Raw genomic sequence first — 22,101 nt, 5'->3', positions numbered from 1 at the left:
CTTTCATATGGATCGCCCCGCCAAAATCATCGTGCTCGACGACGAAATCGAATTGCGCAACATGCTGCAGCGGTTTTTGCGCGGGCACGGCTTCGACGTGCGCGTCGCCGAGGACGGCAAGCGGCTGGACCGTTATCTGGAGCGTGAGCCGTTCGATCTGCTGGTGCTTGATCTGATGATCGGCGACGAAGACGGCCTGCAAATCTGCGCGCGTTTGCGCGAGCAGGGCCAGACCTTGCCGATCCTGATGCTGACCGCGAAGGGCGATCCGCTCGACCGGGTGGTGGGCCTCGAAACCGGCGCCGACGACTACCTCGCCAAACCGTTCCTGCCGCGCGAACTGGTGGCGCGCATCAATGCCTTGCTGCGCCGCCAGAAAATCGCGTCGGGCGAGGTCACCGTGACGTCGCAATGCGTGCGCTTCGGCGACTTCACGCTCGATGTCGGCAAGCAGGAGTTGTCGCGCGCGGGCGCGCCGCTGGAGATCCATTCGGCGCAGATGCTGCTGCTGGTCGCGCTCGCCTCGTCGCCGAACCGGCCGGTGAGCCGCGACAACCTGCTCGCGCGCGCGCGCGGCCGCGACCACGATGCGCTCGATCGCAGCATCGACGTGCAGGTGCTGCGCCTGCGGCAGATCGTCGAGGACGATCCGTCGAAGCCGCGCTTCATCAAGACCGTATGGGGCGTCGGCTACATGCTGGCCGCGGACCTCGAGTGATGGCGCGCTCGCTGGTGCGAAGAGTGCTGCCGCGCACGCTGCTCGCGCGCAATATCGTGCTCCTGATCGTGCTCGTGATGCTGAGCCAGGCGTGCTCGCTCGGCGTGCTGCTGCACTACGTGCAGCGGCCTCGCGTGGAGCGCGCGGCGGCCGTGTTCGCCACCTATGTGACCACGCTCGACAACCTGCTGGCTGCCACGCCGTCCGGCGCGCGCGCCGCGTTGACCGCGCGCCTCGACGCACACGCGCAACTGCCGCCCGAGGCCACCGAAGCGCCGCCGCGCAGTCTTCTGCGCGCCTATCGCACCTATCAGCACGATATGTTTCTCGACACCTTGCGCGCGCATTTGCCCGCCGACATGCCGGTGCGCTGGCAAACCGAAGGCGGGCAGCGAATGTGGATCCGCATGCACGCGCCGGCCGACGCGCCGCAAACGCCGTACTGGATCGCGTTGCCGATTCCCGAGGACGCGCAGGGCAATGGACTCGAAGCGGCGATTTTCCTGTCGCTGGGTCTGGGCCTGCTCGCCGCGCTGGCCGGCTACGCGATCCAGTTGCACCTGAACGAGCCGCTTCAGGAACTGGCGCGCGCCGCACGCCGCGTGAGCGCCGGCGAAATGCCCGCGCCGTTGCCGACCGACGGCCCCACTGAAATCGCGGCGGTGAGCGGCGCGTTCAATCAGATGACCCAGGTGTTGCAGGAAGCCGAAGCGACGCGCGCGTTGATGCTCGCGGGCATCTCGCACGACATCCGCACGCCGCTCACCAAGCTGCGCCTTTCGATGGCGATGGCGATGCCGCACGGCAGCGACAGCAGCTTCGTGGTGGCCGCCGAGTCGTATCTGGACCAGATCGAAACGATCCTGCAGCAGTTCATGGACTACGCGGGCAGCGGCGAACGCGAGGCGCCGCAGCCCGGCGATCTGAATACGTTGATCGAACGGCTCGCGGGCGATTTCGCCGGGCTCGGGCACGAGTTCGAGCTATCGCTCGCGAAGCTGCCGGCGCTCGCGTACCGGCCGATCAGCATGATGCGGCTGTTGATGAACCTGATGCAGAACGCGATCGTGTACGGCGGCAGCGGCCTTACGGTGCGCACGTGGGCCACCGCCGGGACGGTGACGGTCGCGGTCGGCGACCGGGGCAAGGGGCTCTCGGCGCAGGAGCTGGAGCAACTGAAGGCGCCGTTTCAGCGCGGCCGCAATGCGCGCGCGCATAGCGGCGGCACGGGGCTGGGGTTGTCGATCGTCGAGCGGATTGCGCGGCTGCATGGCGGTGGCTTGCAGTTTCATTCGCGCGAGGGTGGGGGGCTGGAGGTTTGGGTGGTGCTGCCGGTGACGTCCGTTTGACGGCGGGGTGCGCCACGCGACGCAATCACCGGCGCGTCGCCGTCACCGCTGCCGTTACCGCGTCTGCCGGTTCGCGCCGCTCAGCCGCGGTCCAGCCACGCATCCAGTCCGACCCGAAACGCCACACCTGCGATGACCGGCACGGTCATCATCAGGATGATGCCGAAATTGGGGATCTGGTCGCCGTACATGATCGTGCTGTACAGCACCACGGTAGCCACGACCGCGAACACCGCCACGCCGACGGCGATCATCAGCAGATTGCGCGTGGTGATGGACATGGTCTTGCGCGTGGCCTTGCCCGGCGTGGTGGTGGGCGTTTCGTCGTGTTGGGCAGGCATGATGGTTCTCGTGACTAGAAAATGCTGCATAAGGAGCGGCGCCCGCCGCTCCGATGAGGGCGCGCCCGGCATCATACCCGCCACAGATGCCGCTCAGGCGGATCACGCCGCGCCGACCAGCAATCCCGCGGCGACGATCGCCAGCACGAGCGCGGCAATCGCGCCGAACCGGTAGTCGCGTTGATGCAGGAACACCCCTAACATCAATATAAGCCGCATTATCGGCAACAGAATGAAAAGCGCGATGCCGGCCGTCATGACCGACGCACCAATGGTGGCCGGCCCGGCGCCGCCCTGCGTGCGCAGCGTGAACGCGAGGCCGGCGGCGATCGTGCCGGTGGCGATCCACGTGCCGTAGTGCAGCAAGCTCGCGAGCCAATGTTCGAGCCGCGCGCCGGGCCGCTCGAGGCGGCTTGAGCCATGCGTGCGGTTCATGCGGGTGCGCCGAATAGATGGACGCCGAATGCTTCGAGCAGCATCTGCACGGCCAGCGCGGCGAGCATCGCGACGAACAGCACGCGCAGCTTGTCGTTCGACACGCGCATCAGCACCCGCGCGCCGAGCACCGCGCCGACGACCGAACCGAGCGCCACCGGACCCGCGATCGCGGTCACGATCTCGCCGCGTAGAAAGTAGGCTCCGGCGCTGGCCGTCGCCGTCACGCCGATCATGAAGTTGGAGGTGGCCGATGAAACTTTGATCGGCAGGCGCAGCGCGGTGTCCATCGCGGGAATCTTCAGCACGCCGCTGCCGATGCCGAGCAGCGCCGAAATCAGGCCGGCGCCGTACATCAGCGAGAGGCCGAGCGGGATGCGTTGCACGCGATACGCGACGTCGCATCCCAGCGCGCGGTCCGGATAGCTCGAATCGAGTCGCAGCGACGCGCCCCACGCGCGGGCGGCACCGTGGCGAGGTCCGGCCACGGCGAGCGCCGGATCGGCGCGCCGCGCCAGCATCTGCTGCGCCGACAGAATCAGGACCACGCCGAAGATGAAATAGAGCAGCGGCACCGGCACGAATCCGCTCAGCAGCACGCCCGTCAATGCGCCGAGCGTGGTGGCCGTTTCCAGCAGCACGGCGAGCCGCACGTTGGTCAGACGCCCGCGCAGGAAGGGCGCGGCGCCGCCGCACGAACAGGCGATCACCGACACGATGCTCGCGCCGATCGCCACATGGATGTCGAGGTGGCCGAACATCGTCAAGATCGGCACGATGAAGATGCCGCTCGCCATGCCGAGCATGCCGCCCAACGCGCTCGCGCCGAGCGACACCGCGAACAGCCACACCGTGTCATGCAGATTCATCGCCGCCGCCGCGCCGCTCATCGAGCGCTCGCCTTGCGCCGTGCGAGGCGGGTGACGAACTGGATCTGGTCGCCGCGGTAGTACAGCTTTTCATAGTCGACCGGACGGTTGCCGTCGCAATACGACGTGCGCTCGATCAGAAAGATCGGACTGCCAGGCGCGATTTCCAGCGCGCGCGCGACGGCCTTGTCGGCGGCGATCGCTTCGAGCCGGTATTCCGCTTCGATCAGCGGAACGCCGTACTTCTCTTCGAGCAGCGCGAAGATCGGCTCGGCCTCCAGATCGTTTTCGATGATCTTCTCGCCGATGTCTTTCGGCAGCCAGGTTTCGTCGAACGAGAGCGGGGTGCCGTCGGCGATGCGCACGCGCTGGATGTGCACGACCTGCGCGCCAGGCTTGAGCGCGAGCTTTCGGGCGACGGCTTCGCCCGCGCGTTCGATGCGTTTGGTGAGCAGCCGCGCGCTGGGCCGGCGGCCATGCGCGCGCATGTCTTCGACGAAGCCGCTCAGTTCGGTGAGCGGCTGCGTCAGTCGTGGTTGCGTGACGAACGTGCCTTTGCCGCGGCGAATTTCGATCAGCCCGCGCGCAATCAGGTTCTGGACGGTCTTTTGCAGCGTGGTGCGGCTGATGCCGAAGCTGTCAAGCAGGCTCGCTTCGTTGGGCAGTTGCGCGCCCGGCGGGTAAGTGCCGTCGGCGATGCGCGCGGCGAGCGCCGCTTCGACTTGCGCGTAAAGGGGAAGCTGGTTCGGGGAGGCGGTCGTCATAGGAGACATCATGACGTCATGATGTCTTTGCGTCAAGCAGGTTGTCAGGGCGGCCTCACCGCAGCGCGGGTTTTCGGTCAAACGGGTTTCGGTCAAATCCAGCACTTCTAGGATTGTCGGCCTAAATGCGAATCTGCGGCCCGTGCGGCCGATTGGCCTCGACGATTACACCACGCTGAAATATGTCTGCAGGGCGGGCTAGCATAACGACGGCGATCGGAACCTCGAGGCCGCGCGGTGGACGCCTAGCCCGGAGGCAAAGAACGCGGATGAATATTGAGTGAAGCCGGAGTTGGGGAATGAGGGTTGTGGCCGGAACGCAAGACCGCTTGGGGTCGCTAACGTTTTGTCCTCTGAGGCGAGTGGCATACGAGGCGAGCAGCGGCTAAAACATAAGGGCCGGCAAGCCAGCCCTTATGGCAATCTTCTACTTGCATTCGTATCCATGCTTTCTACCGGCGCAGTTTGTCAAAGGTCGATAATTATCCCGGCAACTTCATCGATACATGCACGGGCGGGTCGGGTGTATCCACGCCCATCCCGGCTATGACACGATAGAGTTCGACGAGCGCTTTTTCCTTTTCGACATCGTGCCCGCCAACAACACGCGCCATAGCGGAACGGGAGAGCTCTTCCTCCTGATGCAGGTCGGCAATAGTGAGTGTGTTCATTTCCATTCACCTTTAAAGTAGTTTGGTAACCAGACGTGGGCTTTGGTGAGCGGTTGCGATTTCCGCTCGCTAAACGACTATTCACGATCTGTGCCAAACCCGCACCGAGTACACGGCGAACACGTAACATGCTGTTTAAGTTGAATATTTTGACTTCGCCTCGGCTGCGGCAGCGAGTCGAACTGTGCGGCATGTGGGCTCGATTCCAACACGTCACGATCTCTTGTTGGTTATTGAAGAACAAGGGGCCCGCCAGACGTCAGGTCATCCAGGGTCATCCATCATGAGCCGACAAACACCGGTTTTGCACCCCGACTGGGTAAAGCATGCCGAGCCGATCGAAGGCGTCGAGCGCATCGAAGCCTGGTTTCACGGCCGTGCATATGCCATGCATCGCCATGACACCTATGCGATTGGCCGCACGCTCGCCGGCGTGCAGAGTTTCAGCTATCGGCGCAGCCAGCGAAACAGCCTGCCCGGCAACACGCTCGTGCTGCATCCCGACGAGCCTCACGATGGCCAGGCGGGCACCGCCGAAGGGTTTCAATACCGGATGATCTACATCGAGCCCGCCATCTTTCAGGAGGTGCTCGGCGGACGTGCGCTGCCGTTCCTCGAAGGCGGCGTGACGACCGATCCGCGCCTTGCGGCGGCAACCGCGACGTTGCTGCAACACGTTGGCTATACGCTCGAGCCGCTCGAACAGAGCGATGCGCTCGCCGACGTGGCGCACGCGCTTGCCGCCGTTGCCGGCGTGCCCGCACGGCGCTCGAAAGGCGACTTTCTCGCGGCGCGCCGCGCACGCGACTATCTGCAAGTGAACTGCGCGCGCATCGTCACGCTCGACGAACTCGAAGCGGCGACCGGCCGCGATCGCTGGAGCCTGTCGCACGACTTTCGCACGTTCTACGGTACGAGCCCATACCGTTATCTGACGATGCGGCGCCTCGACGCGGTGCGCCGCATGCTGCTCGCCGGCACCTCGCTCGCCCATGCCGCCGCGAGCGCTGGCTTTGCCGATCAAAGCCACATGACGCGACACTTCTCGAAGACGTTCGGGCTGACGCCGGGGCACTGGCTCCAGGTCGCGGGCGGCATCCAGCGCGGCTGAAAACGCCCACGATCGTTCAATACAGCCGCAAGCAGCATGCGTATTCTCAACGCGTCAACCTTTGAACGGAGAGAACGATGTCTCAATCCTCGAACAACCGCACCGCGCCCCTCGACCGTGGGCAGTGCCAGACCATCGATCTGACCGGCAAGATCGCGCAGATCGACGGTCACTGGCAACCGCGCGTCGTCGCTGAAATGAACGACTATCAATTCAAGGTCGTGAAGGTCGAAGGCGAATTTCAGTGGCACCGGCATGCCGATACCGACGAAACGTTCATCGTCCTCGAAGGTGAGTTGCGTATCGATTTCCGGGGGGCACCATCGGGCGACGGTTCAATCGTGCTGCGCGCCGGGCAAATGGCGGTGGTGCCGAAGGGTGTCGAGCACAAGCCGCGTGCAAACTCGGAAGTCAAGCTGCTGCTGATCGAGCCGCGAGGCGTGGTGAACACCGGCGACGGTGCGACGAGCGAGCGTACCGTCGAGAACGACCAATGGATTTGAGGCGGTCTTCGACGGTGTCAGCACGTCGTCACGTGACTCCGTAGACGGCGTCGCGCAGATCGATTGTGTATTGGCCGTTCATACCTTCGTAAAGCGTGTTCGACAGCGACACGACAGTCAGCCCGCGCGCGCGGTCGACGAACCACGAGTGACCGTAGACACCGCCCCAGCGCCACGTGCCAGGCGACTCCGGCGACGCCGCCGCGCGTGGATCGCGCAGCACCGAAAAGCCGATCCCGAAGCCGACACCCGGCCGATCCGGCAAATCGAGGTTGCCAGTCTGCACACGTCCCATCTCGTCCACGAGGGCGGCAGGCAGCAACGCACCGCCACCCGCGCGCAGCGTGTCGAGCACATGCAGCACGTCGCTCGCGCGGCCTACCATCCCCGCACCGCCCGACGCAAAAGCATGCGCGTCGAGCGCGCGCGCCGGCGAGTACGTGACACCGACAATTCCTTCGACTGCACGTGCGGTCTCGTTCTCGGCGAGCCGGTGCGGCTGCGGCATATCGTTCACGTACGGTGTCGCGAGCCGCGCGGGATCGAGCGCCACGAACGCCGTGTCGCGAACGCCCAGCGGACGCAGCACGAGTGCATCGACCGCCTCGGCGAGGGGCATCCCACAGACAGCTTCGATGAGCGCACCGGTCACATCGAGCGCGACTGAATAAGTCCAACTCGTCCCCGGTGCATACAGCAACGGCGCGCTTGCGATCCGGCGCACGTTTTCGCCGAGCGTGATGGCCGCGCCGTCGAGCCCGTCCGACACTCCCGCGCGCGCATAGGGGCCGTTCGCGTCGGTTTCCGCAAAGCGGTAGCCGAGGCCCGCCGTATGCGTAAGCAACTGCCGCACCGTGATCGCCGGTACTCGGCCGTCGGGAAGGGCCGGGCGGAAATCGGGCAGCCAGCGGGTGACGTCATCGTCGAGCGACAGTTTGCGTTGCGCCACGAGCACCATCGCGGCCGTCGAGACGATCGGCTTCGTCACCGACGCGAGCCTGAACAGCGTGTCCTCGCGCATCGGTGCACGTGCTTCCCGGTCGGCGAATCCGCCCGCGCGGTGATAGACGAGCTGTCCCTCGCGCGCGATCAGCACGACCGCGCCGACGAGACGTTGTGCGTCGAGCGCTCGGGACAGCACGGCATCGACGCGCTCGGCGAGCGCCGCATCGGCGCAAGGCTGGGATGACGATGCTGGGGTAGTGGGCATAGACGACTCCGTCGTGATCGGTCCAGCCGAGATAGTAGGAGAGACCTGGTCGCGATCACCACTTACCCATACGCCGAAAAGGGCTACATGCAGCAAATCCATCATGAAGATGAAACAAAAGCCCGATATGGTCGCGAATTCTTAAAACCTTTCAATTTGTTTCCATACCGTGAAAAAAGAACTCTTAATTTCTGCGATTCTCGCAGCCGGTCTTAGTGCATGTGGCGGGGGCGGGGGCGGGGGCGACAATGGCAGCAGCACTGCTGGCGGCAATAGCGGCAATAGCGGCAATGCTGCGCCCGTAGTAGATAGCAAAATTCCTGCGCTCGCATTCAGCGATCCGCAAAGCACCTACGATTTGAATAGCTACACGCAGACAGCAATGTTTCCTCTGCAGTACGCCACGTCCGGCACCCATCTGTTGAATGCGGAAGCATCCGGCGTAACCTATAACAAGGATACCGATTCGCTGTATGTCGTCGGCGACGGTGCGACCGCGGTCGTGCAGGTTGCAAAGAGCGATGGTCACGTGATCGATTCCATGACGCTCAATGCCGGCGATTTCGAGGACACCGAAGGCATCACCTATGTCGGCGGCGGCAAGTTCGTATTGGTGGAAGAGCGTCTGCGTCAAGTCGATCTGTTCACTTACGTTCCGGGCGGAACGCTGCACCGAGCAGACGTACAGTCCGTCAAACTGGGTACGACGGTGGCCAACGTCGGTATCGAGGGCGTGACTTTCGATACCAAAACAGGCGGCTACATTGCCGTGCGCCAGTCGCAGCCCACTAGCATCTTCCAGGCCGCAATCAACTTTGCAGGCGGGTCGGCGACGGCATCGGACGGCTCGCCCATCCTGCCGTCGACAGATAATCCGCCGGTGCTCTTCGACGCGGCCAGAACGGGCCTTTCCGCGTTCAATGACGTTTTCTCGTTGTCGAATATCGCACCGACCAAGGCGCCGGATTACGATGACGTCATCATCATCGGCGCGCCGGATGGCAAGATCGTCAAGATGGATCGCACCGGCAATCTGCTGAGCAGCTTGTATATGAGTGCCACTGCCCAGAACGAGGGTGTGACGATGGACTCGGACGGTACCATCTATGCGGTCGGTGAACAGGCCGCGGGGCCGAGCCTGCCCGGGCTGACCGTCTTCAAGCCAACCACCAGCACAAGCAATGTCGGCATTGGCAGCAACCTCTATCTCACGTTCGATCAATCGGTGAAGGCGGGTGCGGGCAATATCGTTCTCACTAACGGCGCGGACGATACGCGGTCGATTCCTGTGAGCGACGCATCGCAAGTGTCGTTCAGCGGTAATGTGGTGAAGATTCATCCGAAGTTCTACATGGTTGCCGGCACCACCTACCACATCAAGTACCCAACGGGCGCGATCAAGACGGCAGCGGGGGGCGATACCGCCGCCGTGTCCGACCTGTCGACATTCTCGTTCAAGGCGGTGGGTACCGTTGACCACACAGCGCCGACATTGACCAGCACGGCGCCGGTCGATGGCGCGACAGGCATCATCGGCAACCACATGACATTGTCGTTCGACGAAGTCGTACAGGCGGGTACGGGTAACATCGTTATCAGCAACGGCTCCGATACGCGCAATGTGTCCGTTGACGACACGACCCAGGTCAAATTCAACGGCACTCGGGTCAGCGTCACCTTGACGACACCGTTGCAGGCTAGTTCTCATTACACCGTAAAACTGGCCGGCGGCGTTATCACTGATCTGTACGGCAACGCCTATGCGGGCACGACGCAGAGCTTCACGACTGCAGCAACAGGTGCTCCGGCGCCGACCGTGCTGATCTCGGAAGTGAACTCGAACGCAGACGGGGGCCAGGATTTCTTTGAAATCTATAACTACGGCAGCACGGCCATCGATCTGACCGGCTGGAAGTGGGGCGACAGTCATGCTGACGTCAACGATGCCAACAATAGCGCGGCATTCGTGGCCGGGACGATGCTTGCACCGGGTGAACATCTGGTCGTTGTGCCCGGTGTGCCCGGAACGGATGAAAATACGTTCCGTACGACCTGGGGCCTCGCTGGCACGGTGCCGGTCGTGGCGATGTTGAACGTCAATAACGACGCGGCGAATCCGATCGGCTTGGGTAAAGGCGACGCGGTGATCGTCTATGACGCGAACGGCAATGTCGCGGCTGCAATGAACTACGGCGCAGCGCTCGGCGCAACGCAGGGAGACGGCACGACGAAAGCGATTGCAACGGCTTCAGGTGCGGATGCCAGCCTCGTTGCCGCCGGAAATCATGCCGGTGCCGTCTTCGTCGGCGGCAGTGCGAAGGTGTCCGCAGTGTGGGATACCGTTTCGACAACGGCGCCAAGCTATGTCGATGCAGTGGTTGGCGTGCACGGCGGCATAGCCGAGCCGCTTAAACCTGCGTCAGTTGGTTCGCCTGGGCAGTAATTTTTCGCCGCTTTGCGGCGCGCGTAGGCAGAAGAACCGTCCGACCATGTCGGGCGGTTCTTTTTTTTGGCCTGTAGGCGTTAGTTCGTCGTGGGCTTAGGTCTTCTGACGCGGGGAATTCTCGACCATGCCCGTCGCTTTTACGTCATGCGCTACATGACGCGCAGGGTCTACGAGTCGGAAGTCACAGCGAATGCGCAGATCGTGCCGTCGCCTGAAGCGCCAGTAGTCTGCGCCTCGCTATCATTTCAATATCCGTTGAAATATAAAAACGCATGGGCTATCGTTGCGTCCATGGACTCGAATCTCGTTGTACGCGCGCTGAGCGCGCTCGCCCATGAATCGCGGCTGGCGATTTTCCGTCTGCTGGTCATTGCCGGTCCGGATGGGATGGCGGCTGGCGAGATCGCGCAGCAGCTCGGGCTTTCCCCCTCGGGCTTGTCGTTCCACCTGAAGGATCTGTCGCACGCGGAGCTGGTGAAGCCGCGCCAGGACGGACGATTCGTCATCTACACAGCTAACTTCGATGCGATGACAGGGCTGATTGGTTTCCTGACGGAGAACTGCTGCGACGGCGCGACCTGTGCCGCGAGCAGCCTCGCCGATTGCGGTGGAAATAGCCGATGAAGTAGATGCCTCGCTTCTCCACATTCGCGGCCGCTGCCGCAATCAGCCCGTACGGTTTCCGTTCAGGCAAGGCGCTAGCGCTAGCTGGTACGAAGCCAAACACAGCGTTAGAGGACATAAGATATGAGCGTCACGATCTATCACAACCCGGAGTGCGGCACGTCGCGCAATACGTTGGCCTTGATCCGCAATGCCGGTGTCGAGCCCGAGGTTATCGAATACCTCAAAACGCCGCCGGAGCGGGACACGTTGCGGGATTTGATCGCCCGTGCCGGTCTCACGGTTCGCGCCGCGCTGCGTGAAAAGGGCACACCGTACATGGAGCTCGGCCTGAGCGATCCCTCCCTGCGCGATGAGCAGTTGCTCGACGCCATGGTGCAATACCCGATCCTCATCAACCGCCCGTTCGTTGTCACGCCGCTTGGCGTGCGTCTGTGCCGGCCCTCCGAGGTAGTGCTCGATATCCTGCCCACCGGGCAGAAGGGCGCGTTCACGAAGGAGGACGGCGAGCAGGCCGTCGATAGCGAAGGAAGGAGGATGCTCTAATGATGCAGGACATTCCCAACGTCAGCGCTGCGCACCTCGACACGCCGGATGTGCAGAAGCTCGAACCACGTACAGTGTCTTCCCACGCTCCACGGATTCTGCTGCTCTATGGCTCGTTGCGCCCTACGTCGTACAGCCGGCTTCTCACGCTCGAAGCCGAACGCATCCTGCGCCATTTCGGCGCGGACACACGTGTCTTCGATCCGCACGGCTTGCCGCTCGTGGATAGCGTGCCGGCCGATCATCCGAAGGTGGTCGAACTGCGCAAACTTTCCGAGTGGTCGGAAGGGCACGTATGGTGCAGCCCGGAGCGTCACGGAACGTTGACGGCGGTATTCAAGAACCAGATCGATTGGCTACCGCTCGAAAGCGGCGGCGTTCGCCCCACGCAAGGTCGCACGCTCGCGGTAATGCAGGTGTGCGGTGGATCGCAATCGTTCAACGCTGTGAACGCGCTACGCATTCTCGGCCGGTGGATGCGGATGGTGACCATCCCGAATCAGTCTTCGGTGGCGAAAGCGTACCAAGAGTTCGACGACAGTGGCCGGATGAAACCGTCGGCCTATTACGATCGCGTCCTCGACGTAATGGAAGAACTGTACAAGTTCACGCTGTTGGTGCGAGACCGTTCGGACTACCTGACCGACCGCTACAGCGAGCGGAAAGAGGCTCATCCGGAACTCGCCACGACGCTGGCGGCCGCCGCCATGAAGCAGGAAACGGTGGGCGCCAATGCGGACACCGACGACAGCGAAACCGAGTAGCGGCGCGGCCACCTGACCATTGGGTATTCACAAGGAGTCCAAAGATGTCGACCATCGAAGAGCGCCTGCACGCACTCGGCTACGTCATACCCGAACCCCTGCGGCTTCCGCCGGGGGTGACACTGCCATTTCCCTGGGTTCGGGTGGTGGGCAACAGAGCCGTCATCTCGGGCCACGGACCGACCAACGCCGACGGTTCGCTCGCCGAGCCCCTCGGCAAGGTGGGGAGCGAGGTTACCCAGGAGCAGGCGTTCGCGGCAGCTCGCCTGACAGGACTGGCCATCCTTGGGAGCCTCAAGCGCGAACTCGGCAGCCTTGAGCGCATTGCGTGTTGGACGAGGGTGTTCGGCATGGTCAACTCGGCACCGGGGTTCAACCGGCAGCCTGCGGTCATCAACGGTTTCACGGAACTCATACTCGATGTCTTTGGCGAAGAGCGTGGCGCTCACGCTCGCAGTGCGGTGGGAATGGCCGGCCTGCCCTTTGACATTCCCGTGGAGATCGAAGGCGAAGTCGAGCTTTTCCCACGACATTCGTGATGCTTTTATCGAATGAACGTGAAGGCAGGCTGTTGGATCGCACAACGGTGAAACGCAGTTGCCCCTCGTGCAGTGATTGGCCTCGGACCACCTGTTCGAATGTTGCGCCGCGCCGTCCGTACGCGGGGTAACATAAGGTATTACCCCTCGTGGTTCCGAGACCCCCATGCCGGCCAAATACGCAATCAGCGTCAGTCTGACGGAGCATCTCGCTTCGTTCGTCAAATCCGAGATCACTAAAGGTCGTTACGGTACAGCCAGCGAGGTCGTCCGCGCGGGGTTGCGCCTGCTCGAAGAGCAGGCCGCGCTTCGTGCCGCCCCGGACGGTGGCGGCGATAGTTCGACGAGGCCGCGCAAGGAACGTGCAGACGGACGCGGCCGCGCCATCATGCAGGGAAAGCCGTGATGTCAATGAATGAATTTCCTGTCGTGGGTATAGGTGCATCGGCCGGCGCTGTCGAGGCACTGGAGGGCTTTTTCCACGGCATGCCGGAGAAGCCCGGTCTCGCGTGTGTGATCGTGACTCACCTGAGCCCGGATCGCGAAAGCCTGCTGCCGGAGATCGTCGCGCGCTTTACCACGATGCCTGTGCGCATCATTACCGATGGCATGCAAATCGAGGCTGACAGTGTGTATCTGTTACCGACGGACGCCGTGCTGAGCATCGAGAACCGGACGCTCCATGTTCAGGTTCAGGACAAGCACCGCCGGGAACGCCGGCCGATCGACGTGTTCCTGAGCACCCTTGCAGCGGACGTCGGGGAGTTCTCCGCCGGCGTCATTCTTTCCGGCGCGGATTCCGACGGCACGCTCGGCATCAAGGCCATCAAGGAGTGCGGCGGGCTGACGCTCGCGCAGGCCACCGATGGCTTCGGTCCCCATCATGCAGACATGCCCGCGAGTGCAATCTCCACCGGTCTCGTGGATTTCGCGGTGCCGGTCGAGCAGATGGGCGCGAAGCTCGTCCGCTTTGCCGCAGGCGCGTTCACGCTCGACGGGCTTGCCGGCGAGGTCACCGCACAAGCTGAAGCAACAGGGTTCGACGAGGCGCGCGAAGCGATCTATGCAGTTTTGCGCAACCAGGTCGGACATGACTTCAGCGGCTACAAGATCAAGACTTTCCTGCGTCGCGTGCAGCGGCGCATGCAGGTTCTGGAAATCCAGACCCCTGACGCCTACGTGGCGCGGCTGTCCGCGGATTCCCAGGAAGTCACGGCGCTCTTTCGCGATCTGCTGATCAACGTCACCAGCTTCTTTCGCGATGCGCACGCCTTCGAAAGTCTCGCGACTATCGTCATTCCGAAACTGCTGGATGGGCGCGGCGCCGACCAGACCGTGCGGGTGTGGGTGCCGGGCTGCGCGACGGGCGAAGAGGTCTATTCGCTCGCCATCCTCATGCGCGAGCGGATCAACGGCCGCACCGACGCACCCCGCGTTCAGATTTTCGCGACCGATATCGATGACGGCGCGCTTGCCGTCGCGCGGGCGGCCCGTTATCCGCTCCCGTTACTCGACGGCGTATCGGACGAGCGCCGCCGGCGGTTTTTCGTTCCCGATGGCGGCAGTTACGTGGTGGCCAAAGAGGTCCGTGACCTCTGCATCTTTTCGCCCCATAGCGTCATTCGCGACCCGCCTTATTCCCGCATCGACCTCGTGTCGTGCCGCAACCTTCTGATCTACTTCGGTACCGACATCCAGAACCAGGTCATCCCGACGTTTCACTACGCGCTGCGTCCGGACGGTTACCTCTTTCTCGGCACGTCGGAGCACGTCAGCCAGTTCGACGAGCTTTTCACGCCGGTGGAGAAGAAGCACCGGATCTTCCGTCGCCGGGCGGACGTCGCGCCGCAAATCCGTCTGCCGCTCTCGGTGTCGTCTCTGCGGATCGGCAATCTGGCGGCGTTCTCGCCCAGCCGGCCGCCGCTCGGTGGCGCCGCGCTTCGCCATATGGTCGATACCCACATGCTGGAGCGCTTCACCCCGCCGCACGTGCTTGCCACGCGTGATGGCGATGTCGTCTACTACTCGGGCCGCACGGGCAAATATCTGGAGGCCGCACCCGGGGCCCCGACGCGGCAGCTGTTTTCAATGGCACGCAAGGGACTCAGCCTCGACCTGCGCGCGGTCTTCCGGGAGGCGGTCGAGTCGGGACGTCTGGTGACGCGCGATGACGTCGTCGTCGAGGGAGAGGACGGTCGCGTGCAGGTGGTCAGTCTGACGGTCGAGCCGCTGGCCGAGCACACGCAAAACGAGCGTATGTATCTTGTCGTCTTCGCCGATCATGGACCGGGCTTGACGCGCGAGGAGGCGTTAATCCGCGCGCAAACGACGCATGACGGAACCGCCGCCCAAGTCGAGAAAGAACTGCGCGATACCCGCGAGCGTTTGCAGTCGATGATCGAAGAGTACGAAACGGCACTCGAGGAACTCAAGTCGTCGAACGAGGAGCTGGTGTCGGTCAATGAGGAACTGCAATCGTCGAACGAGGAGCTGGAGGCGTCGAAAGAGGAACTCGTTTCATTGAACGAGGAGTTGCACACCGTCAACCTGGAGCTGAACGGGAAGATCGACGCGTTGGATCGCGCGAACACCGATCTGCAAAACCTGTTCGAGAGCACCTCGGTCGCGACTGTGTTTCTCGATCGCAACCTCGTGATCCGTTCGTTCACGCCCGCCATGAGCGGCATTTTTCACATTCGGCCTGGCGACCGCGGCCGTCCCATCACGGAGCTCGCAAGCCGTCTGGAACTGGCCGGACTCGAGGACGACATCGCGACCGTGTTTCGCACCGATGAGCCGCGCGAACGGCACGTCAGCAGCAACAACGGTCGGACCCATTTTCTGGTGCGCCTCGTGCCTTACCGCAATGGCGACCGGACAACGGACGGCGTGGTCGTCGCGTTTGTCGACGTGACAGGCATGGTGCATGCTGAGGAAAGGCAGGACGTGCTGATTGCGGAGTTGCAGCATCGTACGCGCAACCTGCTGGCCGTCATCCAGTCGATCGCGCAGCAGACGCTCGCGGACGATCCCGCCCTCGAGACGTTCGCGACCCGTCTGGCGGCGCTTGGGCGCCTGCAAGGGCTCATCGGCGAAGCGAACGGGAATCTGATCGATCTCAGCGATATCGTGCGTCTAGAATTCGATGCGCTCGGCGTAACAGACGGTGACCGGATTACCGTGAATGGTCCGGCCGTGCCGCTATCGTTTCGCAGCGTACAAACGATAGCGCTCGTGCTGCACGAACTGGCAACGAATGCGATCAAGTACGGCGCACTGAAGGACAGGGAGGCGCGGCTCGCGTTGAACTGGAATGTTCGACCGGGAGCGGCCGGAGGCGGCGCACTCGTGATCGACTGGATTGAAAGCGGCTTGCGAACACCGCCGAATGCGTCCAAAACCGGCTTCGGCCGGCAACTGATCGAGAAGGCATTGAAGTTCACGCTTCAGGCGAACACCGAACTGGTTTTCAGCTCGGACGGCGTGACGTGCCACATCGAGATACCGTTGCCGTCGGTCCGCTCGCACGACAGCACTTCTCCATAGGAAAGGCGGCAGATGCCCCGCTTGGAAAAACAGCTACAGGATCAAAGGGTGATGGTGGTCGAAGACGACTACCTGGTGGCGCTCGCGCTGTCCAGCCTGCTTGAAGAGGCGGGGGCGAGCGTCGTCGGCCCGATCTCCCGTGCGCAGGAAGCGGTCACGCTGATCGAAGAAGGCAAGGAGCATATCGACGCCGCGATCCTCGACGTCGACCTGAACGGCGAGAAATCGTATGCGGTGGCGGACGCGCTCGCGTCGCGTCGTATCCGGTTCGTGTTTGCCACGGGATATGGCGCTGACGCGGTCGCTCAGCCGTATCGTCATTACCCGCGCTGTCAGAAGCCGTTCGATCACCAGGCGCTGTTCCGCGCATTGATGGCACAGGGAAATTGAGCGATGAGTCGTGTTATCTCGGCACGGTAAATCACATACCGCTGCCCAGCCCGTTCCCACTATCTGCGCTGGGCAGAGACAGACGCAGCTCCCCGTTCCCGAAGCAGTCCTCCCACACCCCATCCGTTTCCTAGCCTTCCAATACCTGCACGCCCGGCCCGGTTTCGCGGAAACACCCACTGAATGTCCTTTTTGCCGGGCGCGAGGCGCGGTAATAAAAATTTCGAAATCCTTACCCGCAGCCGACAGCGCAACGTCGGCGAAGCAATCTTCGCCTGGCTGATTCTTCGCCTTTACGACGCCCCTATCGGCTTTGTCGGTTTCCTGGCCTGGCGGTCCGTCAGCCGGGCATCCCAATAGTCGGACTAGTTAGGGGTATACATGGATTAGGAGGTACAACCGCGCTGCACTACCATTTTTTCGGTACCGCACGGCGTGTATCGAGCGCTTTCGAATCGGGGTTGCACATTTCCACGCCTCAGCCCCGCGCTACCCAGCGCACTCCCGGTGCCGTCCAGCATCTGCACGCGATCGACTCAACGTCGAGCGCATCAACGAACGAAGAAGAGAACCGGAGGACGACATGGCACAGCAACGGGATGACGACGAGGAACAGCGCCGTAACGGTTTCAGCGCGGCGCGGCGCGGGCTCATGCAGGGCACGGGATTAGGCGCGGCGCTTTCGCTGATGGGCGCGCTAGGCGGCGCGGGTGGGCTGGTCGGCACGGCGCAGGCGGCGGAGGCGGCATTCCCCGCCCACAAGAAGTGGAAGATCGTGTTCGTCAATCACGTCACCACGAACCCGTTCTTCGTCCCGACGCAGTACGGCATCCAGGACGCGTGCTCGCTGCTCAGCATGAATTATCAGTGGACCGGCTCGGCCACGTCGGACGCGGGCGAGATGGTCCGCGCCGTGAACTCGGCCATTGCCGCGAAGGCCGACGCCATCGCCGTGCCGATCGTCGATCCGGGCGCCTTCGACAAGCCGATCCAGGCCGCGCTCGACGCCGGCATTCCGGTGTTCGCTTATAACGCCGACGCGCCGCGCGGCAAAAAGAACCCGCGCCTCGCCTATATCGGCCAGGACCTGTATCTCTCCGGTTATCAGATGGGCGAGCGCATCGTGAGCCTCATCGACAGCGGCATGGTCGCGCTTTTCATCGCGACGCCGGGGCAGCTCAATATCCAGCCACGCCTGGACGGTGCGAGCGACGCCATCAAGAAGTCCGGCAAGAAGATCGACATCCAGACCGTGGCGACGGGCGCGACCGTCAACGAGGAGCTTTCTAAAATCAAGTCGTTCTATCTGGGCCACCAGGACCTGAAGGGCATGTTCGCGGTGGATGCGGGCAGCACGCAGGGCGTCGCGCAGGTGATGAAGGAATCGAACCTTCCCTCGAAGGGCGTGCACGGTGGCGGCTTCGACCTGCTGCCGACCACGATCCAGCTCATCCACGAAGGCTTCCTCGACTTCACCATCGATCAGCAGCCCTACGTGCAGGGCTTCTACACGGTGATGGAAGCGTTCGTGTTCCTCTCCTCGGGCGGGCTGGTCGGGCCGGCCGACATCAACACGGGCTTGAAATTCGTGACGAAGGAGACTGTCGAGCCCTACCTGAATACCTCGACGCGCTACGAAGGCAAGACCAACAAGCCGCAAATCGTTCCGATGAGCGGCGCAATCAGATCGTGATGGATACGGTGAACGAAACCAGCAAGATCGAAGCGGCCCGTGCGCCTCGGCGCGCGGCGATTTCATTCGCGTCACACTGGTCGGCCGAGCTGCGCATCCTGCTCGTGGCCGTGCTGCTGGCCGCCTACTTCGAATTCGCTAATCACGATTTCCTGCTCACCAACGCGAGCCTCGTCAACCTGTCGCAATTCATCGCGCCGGTGGCGATCATCGCGTTCGGCGAAATCATGTTGATGATCGGCGGTGACATCGATCTATCGGCGGGGATGGTGTTCGCATTCGCGCCGTTCATGATGGTGTTTGCCAACGACGCAGGCGCGCCCATGTGGCTCGCCGTGATCGCGGGGCTCGTGGCCGCGGCGATCGTCGGCTTCGTGAACGGCGCCGTGACGGTGTGGCTGCGGTTGCCCTCGTTCGTGACCACGCTCGGCACGCTGTTTCTCATCAACGGCATCACGCTCACCGTTTCGCGCGGCACGCCCGCGCCCGCACCGGGATCGCCTACGTTCTCGGCGTTCATGGGTGGGTGGGGGTACAGCGAGATCATCTGGACCGTGGCGATCGCTTTCGTGATGCACGTGCTTTTGCGCCATACCCGATGGGGCTTGCATACGCAGGCCGCCGGCGCGAATCCAATCGGCGCGAGCGAGGCTGGCATTCAGGTGAACCGGCTGCGCCTCGGCAACTTCATCCTCGCGGCGGTGCTGGCGGGCTTCACCGGCATGCTCGAAGCCTTTCGCATTACCTCGATCGATCCGCAGGCGGGCGGCAACCAGATCATGTTCCTTGCCGTGGCCGCCGCCGTGATCGGCGGCACGCCGCTCACGGGCGGGTCGGGCACCATCGTGGGCGGCCTGATCGGCGCGGCGGTGCTCGGCATTCTCAACGACGGCTTCACGCTCATCGGCATCAACGCGTTCACGTTCAACATCATTCTCGGCGCGGCGATCCTGGCGGCGATGATCTTCAATATCCACGTCGGGCGCATTCGTCGCAAGGCAGGGCGCTGATGGACCCATCGCAAACCTCCTCCGGCGCGACGGCCGCGCCCGCTGCGCCGCTCGCGCTGCGCGGCGAGAGCCTCGTCAAACGTTTCGGCGCGGTGACCGCGCTCGACGGCGTCTCGCTCACGCTCGGCAAGGGCGAGATTCTCGGCATACTCGGCGACAATGGCGCGGGCAAGTCCACGCTCGTCAAGATTCTCACGGGCTTTCATCAGCCAACAGGCGGTACGCTCCATATCGACGGCCACGAGACGCTGCTGCGCTCGGTCGATCATGCGCGTTCGCTCGGCATCGAATGCGTGTATCAGGATCTCGCGCTCGCCAATTCCCTGAGCATTTACCACAACATGTTCCTGAACCGCGAGATCGTGCGGCGCGGGCCGTTCAGGCTGCTCGACCACAAGCAGATGCGCGAGCGTGCAGCGCAATGTCTCGACGATATCGGCGTGCACGTGTCCTCGGTGGATTTGCCTGTGGAGCGCCTGTCGGGCGGGCAGCGTCAAGCCATCGCCGTGGCGCGCGCCGTGCATTCCAATGCGAAGATCTTATTGCTCGACGAGCCGCTTGCCGCGATGGGCGCACGCGAGGCGGGGCTTATCATCGACCTGCTGATGCGCCTGAAGGAAAAGGGCGGCCTGTCCATCATCATGATCATGCACAACTATGCGCAGACGCTCGATATCGCCGATCGCATCATGCTGATGCAGCGAGGTCGGGTGACCTATGAGCAAAAGAGTGCGCTGACTTCCGTGTCGGAACTCATGGACATCGTGCGGCGGGAATACCGGGAAATGCGCGCCGCCGGCGCGCGTTGAACTCGCTGCTCGGGTGTAAAAACACAGCGCATCGCGCATTCGTATCGGAACGGGGTGCGATACAGCACACATGGACAGGTCGGGCGCTATCACTCGCGGATAGCCGGCACCTCCATGCTCTGATGGTATGGAAGCAGACACAATCGGTATTGGCGAAATAGAGCGGGCTCTCGTACCCTTGCCACTTGCCAACCGATATACCGTCGCGCACGCACCTCACCCACTAATGCCCCGCACCCACCCGCAACAACGCAAACACCAGCGATAGCGCCACCACGATCACCCCGGTGACAACGGCCAGTCGATCAGCTAACAGTCGGCGCATCGTAACTCTCCACAGTCAGACGAAGCTATACCGCTCGGAATGATAGCGCGCGAGCGGCACTTTCATCTCGCCCAGCGCGGTTTCGATCGCATCCATCATCACGTCGGGCCCGCAGATGAAGTACTCGTGTTCGGCGTACTCGGGCGGCAGATGACGCCTGAACACTTCGGCATTGATGCGTCCGCTTTCGCCGCTCCAGCCTTCGGGCGGGTCTGACAGTACATACACGACCTTCAGATCGAGCCGCGTTTTCAGCGCCTCGAGTTCCTCGCGGAAGGTCATGGACTCCCAGTGCTTGCTGCCGTACAAAAGGACCAGCGGGCGCCGGTCGCCGCGATCGGCGAGCGTGCGGATCATGCTCATCATCGGCGTGATGCCGATGCCGCCTGCGATCAACACGTGCATGTCGGTCGGATGGCCGATCGTGAAAGCGCCATACGGCCCGTCGAGATAGACGCGCTGTCCGGCCGTCACCGTTCTCACGGCGCTCGTGAAATCGCCGAGGTTGCGAATCGTCATTTCGACGCGGCCGTCCGCGGCTTCCGCGCTCGATGAAAACGAAAACGGATGCCCGGTAATGCGAAACGGGCTCGCCCACAACGTCAGCCAGCCGAACTGGCCCGGCTTGAAGCGAAAGCCCGCGTGCCCCTCCGGCTGCATCACGAGCGTCGTGGTGTCGCCGTGTTCCGCGCGCACCTCGGTGACGCGATAGGGACGCCGCAGCATGAACAGCGGCTTGAACAGACGCACGTAAAGCAGGAGGCCGATCCAGAAGATCGTCATGCCGACCCACAACGTACGCTTGAGCGGGTCGACCAGATAAAAGCCCCAGCCCACCATATGCAGCATGCCGGCGGCAATCGCGATCAGCGCGAGCACGATATGCGACAGATGCCAGAGCTCGTAGCGCAGCTTCAACTGTTTGCGCCACAGCGCCATGACCACGAGAAGGATCAGCGAGCCGATCGACAGCACCGCGAAGCGCGCACCCCAAGGAATGTCCCGGACCGAGTCGGGCAGCGCGAGCTGCGGCGAGCGGATCGCGATCAGAATCAACGGATGCGCGACGACGAGGCCGACCGCCATCAGCGAAATACGCCGGTGAAAGTGATAGATGACGTCCTCGCCCCAGGGCTCGGTCACATGGCGAAAGCGCGCGGTGAGACCGAATTGCAGTCCCATCATCGCGAGGCCGGAATAGCCGAGCGCGACGGAAAACTCGGTGGCGAAATTGCGGGCTGGCGGCAGGTTGCCCGCGAGCAGCGCGAACAGTGGAGCAAGAATGAACAGCAGATAGATGACGGACCAGATGGCCTTGCGCATGAGATCGCGATACTGCATGAAATCCCTCTCTATTCGAGCATTCAGACATGCCGGCATGGCGGCTGTAAAGCGGGGCGGGCGGACCGGCGCGCCAACCTGAGCGCTGGCCAGCGCG

22 protein-coding genes are annotated in these 22,101 nt (G+C 63.0%); 15 read left to right on the top strand and 7 right to left on the bottom strand.

Annotation, left to right across the window (positions count from 1 at the left end; all coding sequences use genetic code 11):
- Nucleotides 1-7 precede the first annotated feature (7 nt).
- On the top strand, nucleotides 8-718 hold the full coding sequence (locus tag HV770_RS11950) for a response regulator (protein ID WP_175159813.1): 711 nt from the start codon (nucleotides 8-10) through the stop codon (nucleotides 716-718).
- Nucleotides 718-2,067, top strand: coding sequence for an ATP-binding protein (locus tag HV770_RS11945; RefSeq protein ID WP_175159811.1), 1,350 nt, complete (start codon nucleotides 718-720; stop codon nucleotides 2,065-2,067). The genes HV770_RS11950 and HV770_RS11945 overlap by 1 nt, the downstream gene beginning before the upstream one ends.
- A gap of 80 nt (nucleotides 2,068-2,147) precedes the next feature.
- On the opposite strand, the gene HV770_RS11940 is transcribed toward HV770_RS11945, so the two are convergent.
- The 5 genes from HV770_RS11940 to HV770_RS11920 all read right to left on the bottom strand — a co-directional run bounded on the left by HV770_RS11940 (nucleotide 2,148) and on the right by HV770_RS11920 (nucleotide 5,147).
- On the bottom strand, nucleotides 2,148-2,408 hold the full coding sequence (locus HV770_RS11940; RefSeq protein ID WP_175159809.1) for a hypothetical protein: 261 nt from the start codon (nucleotides 2,406-2,408) through the stop codon (nucleotides 2,148-2,150).
- Nucleotides 2,409-2,510: 102 nt separating this feature from the next.
- Nucleotides 2,511-2,843 (bottom strand): DUF1634 domain-containing protein, encoded by a 333-nt coding sequence (locus HV770_RS11935; protein ID WP_175159807.1) that lies wholly within the window; start codon nucleotides 2,841-2,843, stop codon nucleotides 2,511-2,513.
- Nucleotides 2,840-3,733, bottom strand: a complete 894-nt coding sequence (locus HV770_RS11930; protein WP_246290869.1) for a sulfite exporter TauE/SafE family protein — start codon at nucleotides 3,731-3,733, stop codon at nucleotides 2,840-2,842. Before HV770_RS11930 ends, HV770_RS11935 begins: the two co-directional genes overlap by 4 nt.
- Complete coding sequence (locus HV770_RS11925) at nucleotides 3,730-4,476, bottom strand: GntR family transcriptional regulator (RefSeq protein WP_175159805.1); 747 nt, start codon at nucleotides 4,474-4,476, stop codon at nucleotides 3,730-3,732. The genes HV770_RS11930 and HV770_RS11925 overlap by 4 nt, the downstream gene beginning before the upstream one ends.
- Nucleotides 4,477-4,958: 482 nt before the next feature.
- Nucleotides 4,959-5,147, bottom strand: coding sequence for a hypothetical protein (locus HV770_RS11920; RefSeq protein WP_121321300.1), 189 nt, complete (start codon nucleotides 5,145-5,147; stop codon nucleotides 4,959-4,961).
- A 283-nt stretch (nucleotides 5,148-5,430) separates the two neighbouring features.
- Here HV770_RS11920 and HV770_RS11915 point away from each other — a divergent pair, with 283 nt between their 5' ends.
- Together HV770_RS11915 and HV770_RS11910 are read left to right on the top strand one after the other, a co-directional pair.
- On the top strand, nucleotides 5,431-6,258 hold the full coding sequence (locus HV770_RS11915; protein ID WP_175159803.1) for an AraC family transcriptional regulator: 828 nt from the start codon (nucleotides 5,431-5,433) through the stop codon (nucleotides 6,256-6,258).
- A gap of 77 nt (nucleotides 6,259-6,335) precedes the next feature.
- Nucleotides 6,336-6,761, top strand: coding sequence for a cupin domain-containing protein (locus tag HV770_RS11910; RefSeq protein ID WP_175159801.1), 426 nt, complete (start codon nucleotides 6,336-6,338; stop codon nucleotides 6,759-6,761).
- 28 nt (nucleotides 6,762-6,789) lie between these two features.
- On the opposite strand, the gene HV770_RS11905 is transcribed toward HV770_RS11910, so the two are convergent.
- Complete coding sequence (locus tag HV770_RS11905) at nucleotides 6,790-7,971, bottom strand: serine hydrolase domain-containing protein (protein WP_175159799.1); 1,182 nt, start codon at nucleotides 7,969-7,971, stop codon at nucleotides 6,790-6,792.
- Nucleotides 7,972-8,140: 169 nt separating this feature from the next.
- Between HV770_RS11905 and HV770_RS11900 the strand changes: the two genes are divergently transcribed.
- From HV770_RS11900 to HV770_RS11845, 11 genes are all read left to right on the top strand, one after another.
- Nucleotides 8,141-10,414: an SdiA-regulated domain-containing protein gene (locus HV770_RS11900; RefSeq protein WP_175159797.1), complete on the top strand. Its 2,274-nt coding sequence runs from the start codon at nucleotides 8,141-8,143 to the stop codon at nucleotides 10,412-10,414.
- Between the two features lie 294 nt (nucleotides 10,415-10,708).
- Entirely contained in the window at nucleotides 10,709-11,041 is a 333-nt protein-coding gene (locus HV770_RS11895) for an ArsR/SmtB family transcription factor (RefSeq protein ID WP_175160153.1), read from the top strand.
- A 123-nt stretch (nucleotides 11,042-11,164) separates the two neighbouring features.
- A complete protein-coding gene (gene arsC, locus HV770_RS11890) occupies nucleotides 11,165-11,587 on the top strand; it encodes an arsenate reductase (glutaredoxin) (protein WP_175159795.1) in 423 nt (140 codons plus the stop codon).
- Nucleotides 11,587-12,351 carry an arsenical resistance protein ArsH gene (gene arsH, locus HV770_RS11885; protein WP_175159793.1) on the top strand — a complete coding sequence of 255 codons (765 nt, stop codon included), beginning with the start codon at nucleotides 11,587-11,589 and terminating at the stop codon, nucleotides 12,349-12,351. The genes arsC and arsH overlap by 1 nt, the downstream gene beginning before the upstream one ends.
- 44 nt (nucleotides 12,352-12,395) lie before the next feature.
- Entirely contained in the window at nucleotides 12,396-12,890 is a 495-nt protein-coding gene (locus HV770_RS11880) for a RidA family protein (protein ID WP_175159791.1), read from the top strand.
- Between the two features lie 166 nt (nucleotides 12,891-13,056).
- Nucleotides 13,057-13,296: a type II toxin-antitoxin system ParD family antitoxin gene (locus HV770_RS11875; RefSeq protein ID WP_175159789.1), complete on the top strand. Its 240-nt coding sequence runs from the start codon at nucleotides 13,057-13,059 to the stop codon at nucleotides 13,294-13,296.
- 5 nt (nucleotides 13,297-13,301) lie between these two features.
- Nucleotides 13,302-16,436 (top strand): CheR family methyltransferase, encoded by a 3,135-nt coding sequence (locus HV770_RS11870; RefSeq protein ID WP_246290868.1) that lies wholly within the window; start codon nucleotides 13,302-13,304, stop codon nucleotides 16,434-16,436.
- Between the two features lie 12 nt (nucleotides 16,437-16,448).
- Nucleotides 16,449-16,826, top strand: coding sequence for a response regulator (locus HV770_RS11865; protein WP_175159785.1), 378 nt, complete (start codon nucleotides 16,449-16,451; stop codon nucleotides 16,824-16,826).
- Between the two features lie 583 nt (nucleotides 16,827-17,409).
- Complete coding sequence (locus HV770_RS11855) at nucleotides 17,410-18,519, top strand: sugar ABC transporter substrate-binding protein (protein WP_175159781.1); 1,110 nt, start codon at nucleotides 17,410-17,412, stop codon at nucleotides 18,517-18,519.
- Nucleotides 18,519-19,529 carry an ABC transporter permease gene (locus HV770_RS11850; protein ID WP_175159779.1) on the top strand — a complete coding sequence of 337 codons (1,011 nt, stop codon included), beginning with the start codon at nucleotides 18,519-18,521 and terminating at the stop codon, nucleotides 19,527-19,529. Before HV770_RS11855 ends, HV770_RS11850 begins: the two co-directional genes overlap by 1 nt.
- Nucleotides 19,529-20,338, top strand: coding sequence for an ATP-binding cassette domain-containing protein (locus HV770_RS11845; RefSeq protein WP_175159777.1), 810 nt, complete (start codon nucleotides 19,529-19,531; stop codon nucleotides 20,336-20,338). The genes HV770_RS11850 and HV770_RS11845 overlap by 1 nt, the downstream gene beginning before the upstream one ends.
- Before the next feature lie 340 nt (nucleotides 20,339-20,678).
- On the opposite strand, the gene HV770_RS11840 is transcribed toward HV770_RS11845, so the two are convergent.
- The gene (locus tag HV770_RS11840; RefSeq protein WP_175159775.1) at nucleotides 20,679-22,004 is read right to left on the bottom strand and encodes a ferredoxin reductase family protein; all 1,326 of its coding nucleotides are present in this window, start codon (nucleotides 22,002-22,004) and stop codon (nucleotides 20,679-20,681) included.
- Nucleotides 22,005-22,101 lie beyond the last annotated feature (97 nt).

The sequence above is a fragment of the Paraburkholderia fynbosensis genome (assembly GCF_902859935.1).
Classification (GTDB): domain Bacteria; phylum Pseudomonadota; class Gammaproteobacteria; order Burkholderiales; family Burkholderiaceae; genus Paraburkholderia; species Paraburkholderia fynbosensis.
Note: the sequence above shows the minus strand (reverse complement) of the source record. Positions and strands in the feature narration are given on the sequence as shown.

Bases quoted from the DNA above. Each gene is read 5' to 3' on its own strand.
- HV770_RS11950 (WP_175159813.1), top strand. From the start codon at position 8: ATGGATCGCCCCGCCAAAATCATCGTGCTCGACGACGAAATCGAATTG.
- HV770_RS11945 (WP_175159811.1), top strand. From the start codon at position 718: ATGGCGCGCTCGCTGGTGCGAAGAGTGCTGCCGCGCACGCTGCTCGCG.
- HV770_RS11940 (WP_175159809.1), bottom strand. From the start codon at position 2,408: ATGCCTGCCCAACACGACGAAACGCCCACCACCACGCCGGGCAAGGCC.
- HV770_RS11935 (WP_175159807.1), bottom strand. From the start codon at position 2,843: ATGAACCGCACGCATGGCTCAAGCCGCCTCGAGCGGCCCGGCGCGCGG.
- HV770_RS11930 (WP_246290869.1), bottom strand. From the start codon at position 3,733: ATGAGCGGCGCGGCGGCGGCGATGAATCTGCATGACACGGTGTGGCTG.
- HV770_RS11925 (WP_175159805.1), bottom strand. From the start codon at position 4,476: ATGACGACCGCCTCCCCGAACCAGCTTCCCCTTTACGCGCAAGTCGAA.
- HV770_RS11920 (WP_121321300.1), bottom strand. From the start codon at position 5,147: ATGAACACACTCACTATTGCCGACCTGCATCAGGAGGAAGAGCTCTCC.
- HV770_RS11915 (WP_175159803.1), top strand. From the start codon at position 5,431: ATGAGCCGACAAACACCGGTTTTGCACCCCGACTGGGTAAAGCATGCC.
- HV770_RS11910 (WP_175159801.1), top strand. From the start codon at position 6,336: ATGTCTCAATCCTCGAACAACCGCACCGCGCCCCTCGACCGTGGGCAG.
- HV770_RS11905 (WP_175159799.1), bottom strand. From the start codon at position 7,971: ATGCCCACTACCCCAGCATCGTCATCCCAGCCTTGCGCCGATGCGGCG.
- HV770_RS11895 (WP_175160153.1), top strand. From the start codon at position 10,709: ATGGACTCGAATCTCGTTGTACGCGCGCTGAGCGCGCTCGCCCATGAA.
- arsC (WP_175159795.1), top strand. From the start codon at position 11,165: ATGAGCGTCACGATCTATCACAACCCGGAGTGCGGCACGTCGCGCAAT.
- arsH (WP_175159793.1), top strand. From the start codon at position 11,587: ATGATGCAGGACATTCCCAACGTCAGCGCTGCGCACCTCGACACGCCG.
- HV770_RS11880 (WP_175159791.1), top strand. From the start codon at position 12,396: ATGTCGACCATCGAAGAGCGCCTGCACGCACTCGGCTACGTCATACCC.
- HV770_RS11875 (WP_175159789.1), top strand. From the start codon at position 13,057: ATGCCGGCCAAATACGCAATCAGCGTCAGTCTGACGGAGCATCTCGCT.
- HV770_RS11870 (WP_246290868.1), top strand. From the start codon at position 13,302: ATGAATGAATTTCCTGTCGTGGGTATAGGTGCATCGGCCGGCGCTGTC.
- HV770_RS11865 (WP_175159785.1), top strand. From the start codon at position 16,449: ATGCCCCGCTTGGAAAAACAGCTACAGGATCAAAGGGTGATGGTGGTC.
- HV770_RS11855 (WP_175159781.1), top strand. From the start codon at position 17,410: ATGGCACAGCAACGGGATGACGACGAGGAACAGCGCCGTAACGGTTTC.
- HV770_RS11850 (WP_175159779.1), top strand. From the start codon at position 18,519: ATGGATACGGTGAACGAAACCAGCAAGATCGAAGCGGCCCGTGCGCCT.
- HV770_RS11845 (WP_175159777.1), top strand. From the start codon at position 19,529: ATGGACCCATCGCAAACCTCCTCCGGCGCGACGGCCGCGCCCGCTGCG.
- HV770_RS11840 (WP_175159775.1), bottom strand. From the start codon at position 22,004: ATGCAGTATCGCGATCTCATGCGCAAGGCCATCTGGTCCGTCATCTAT.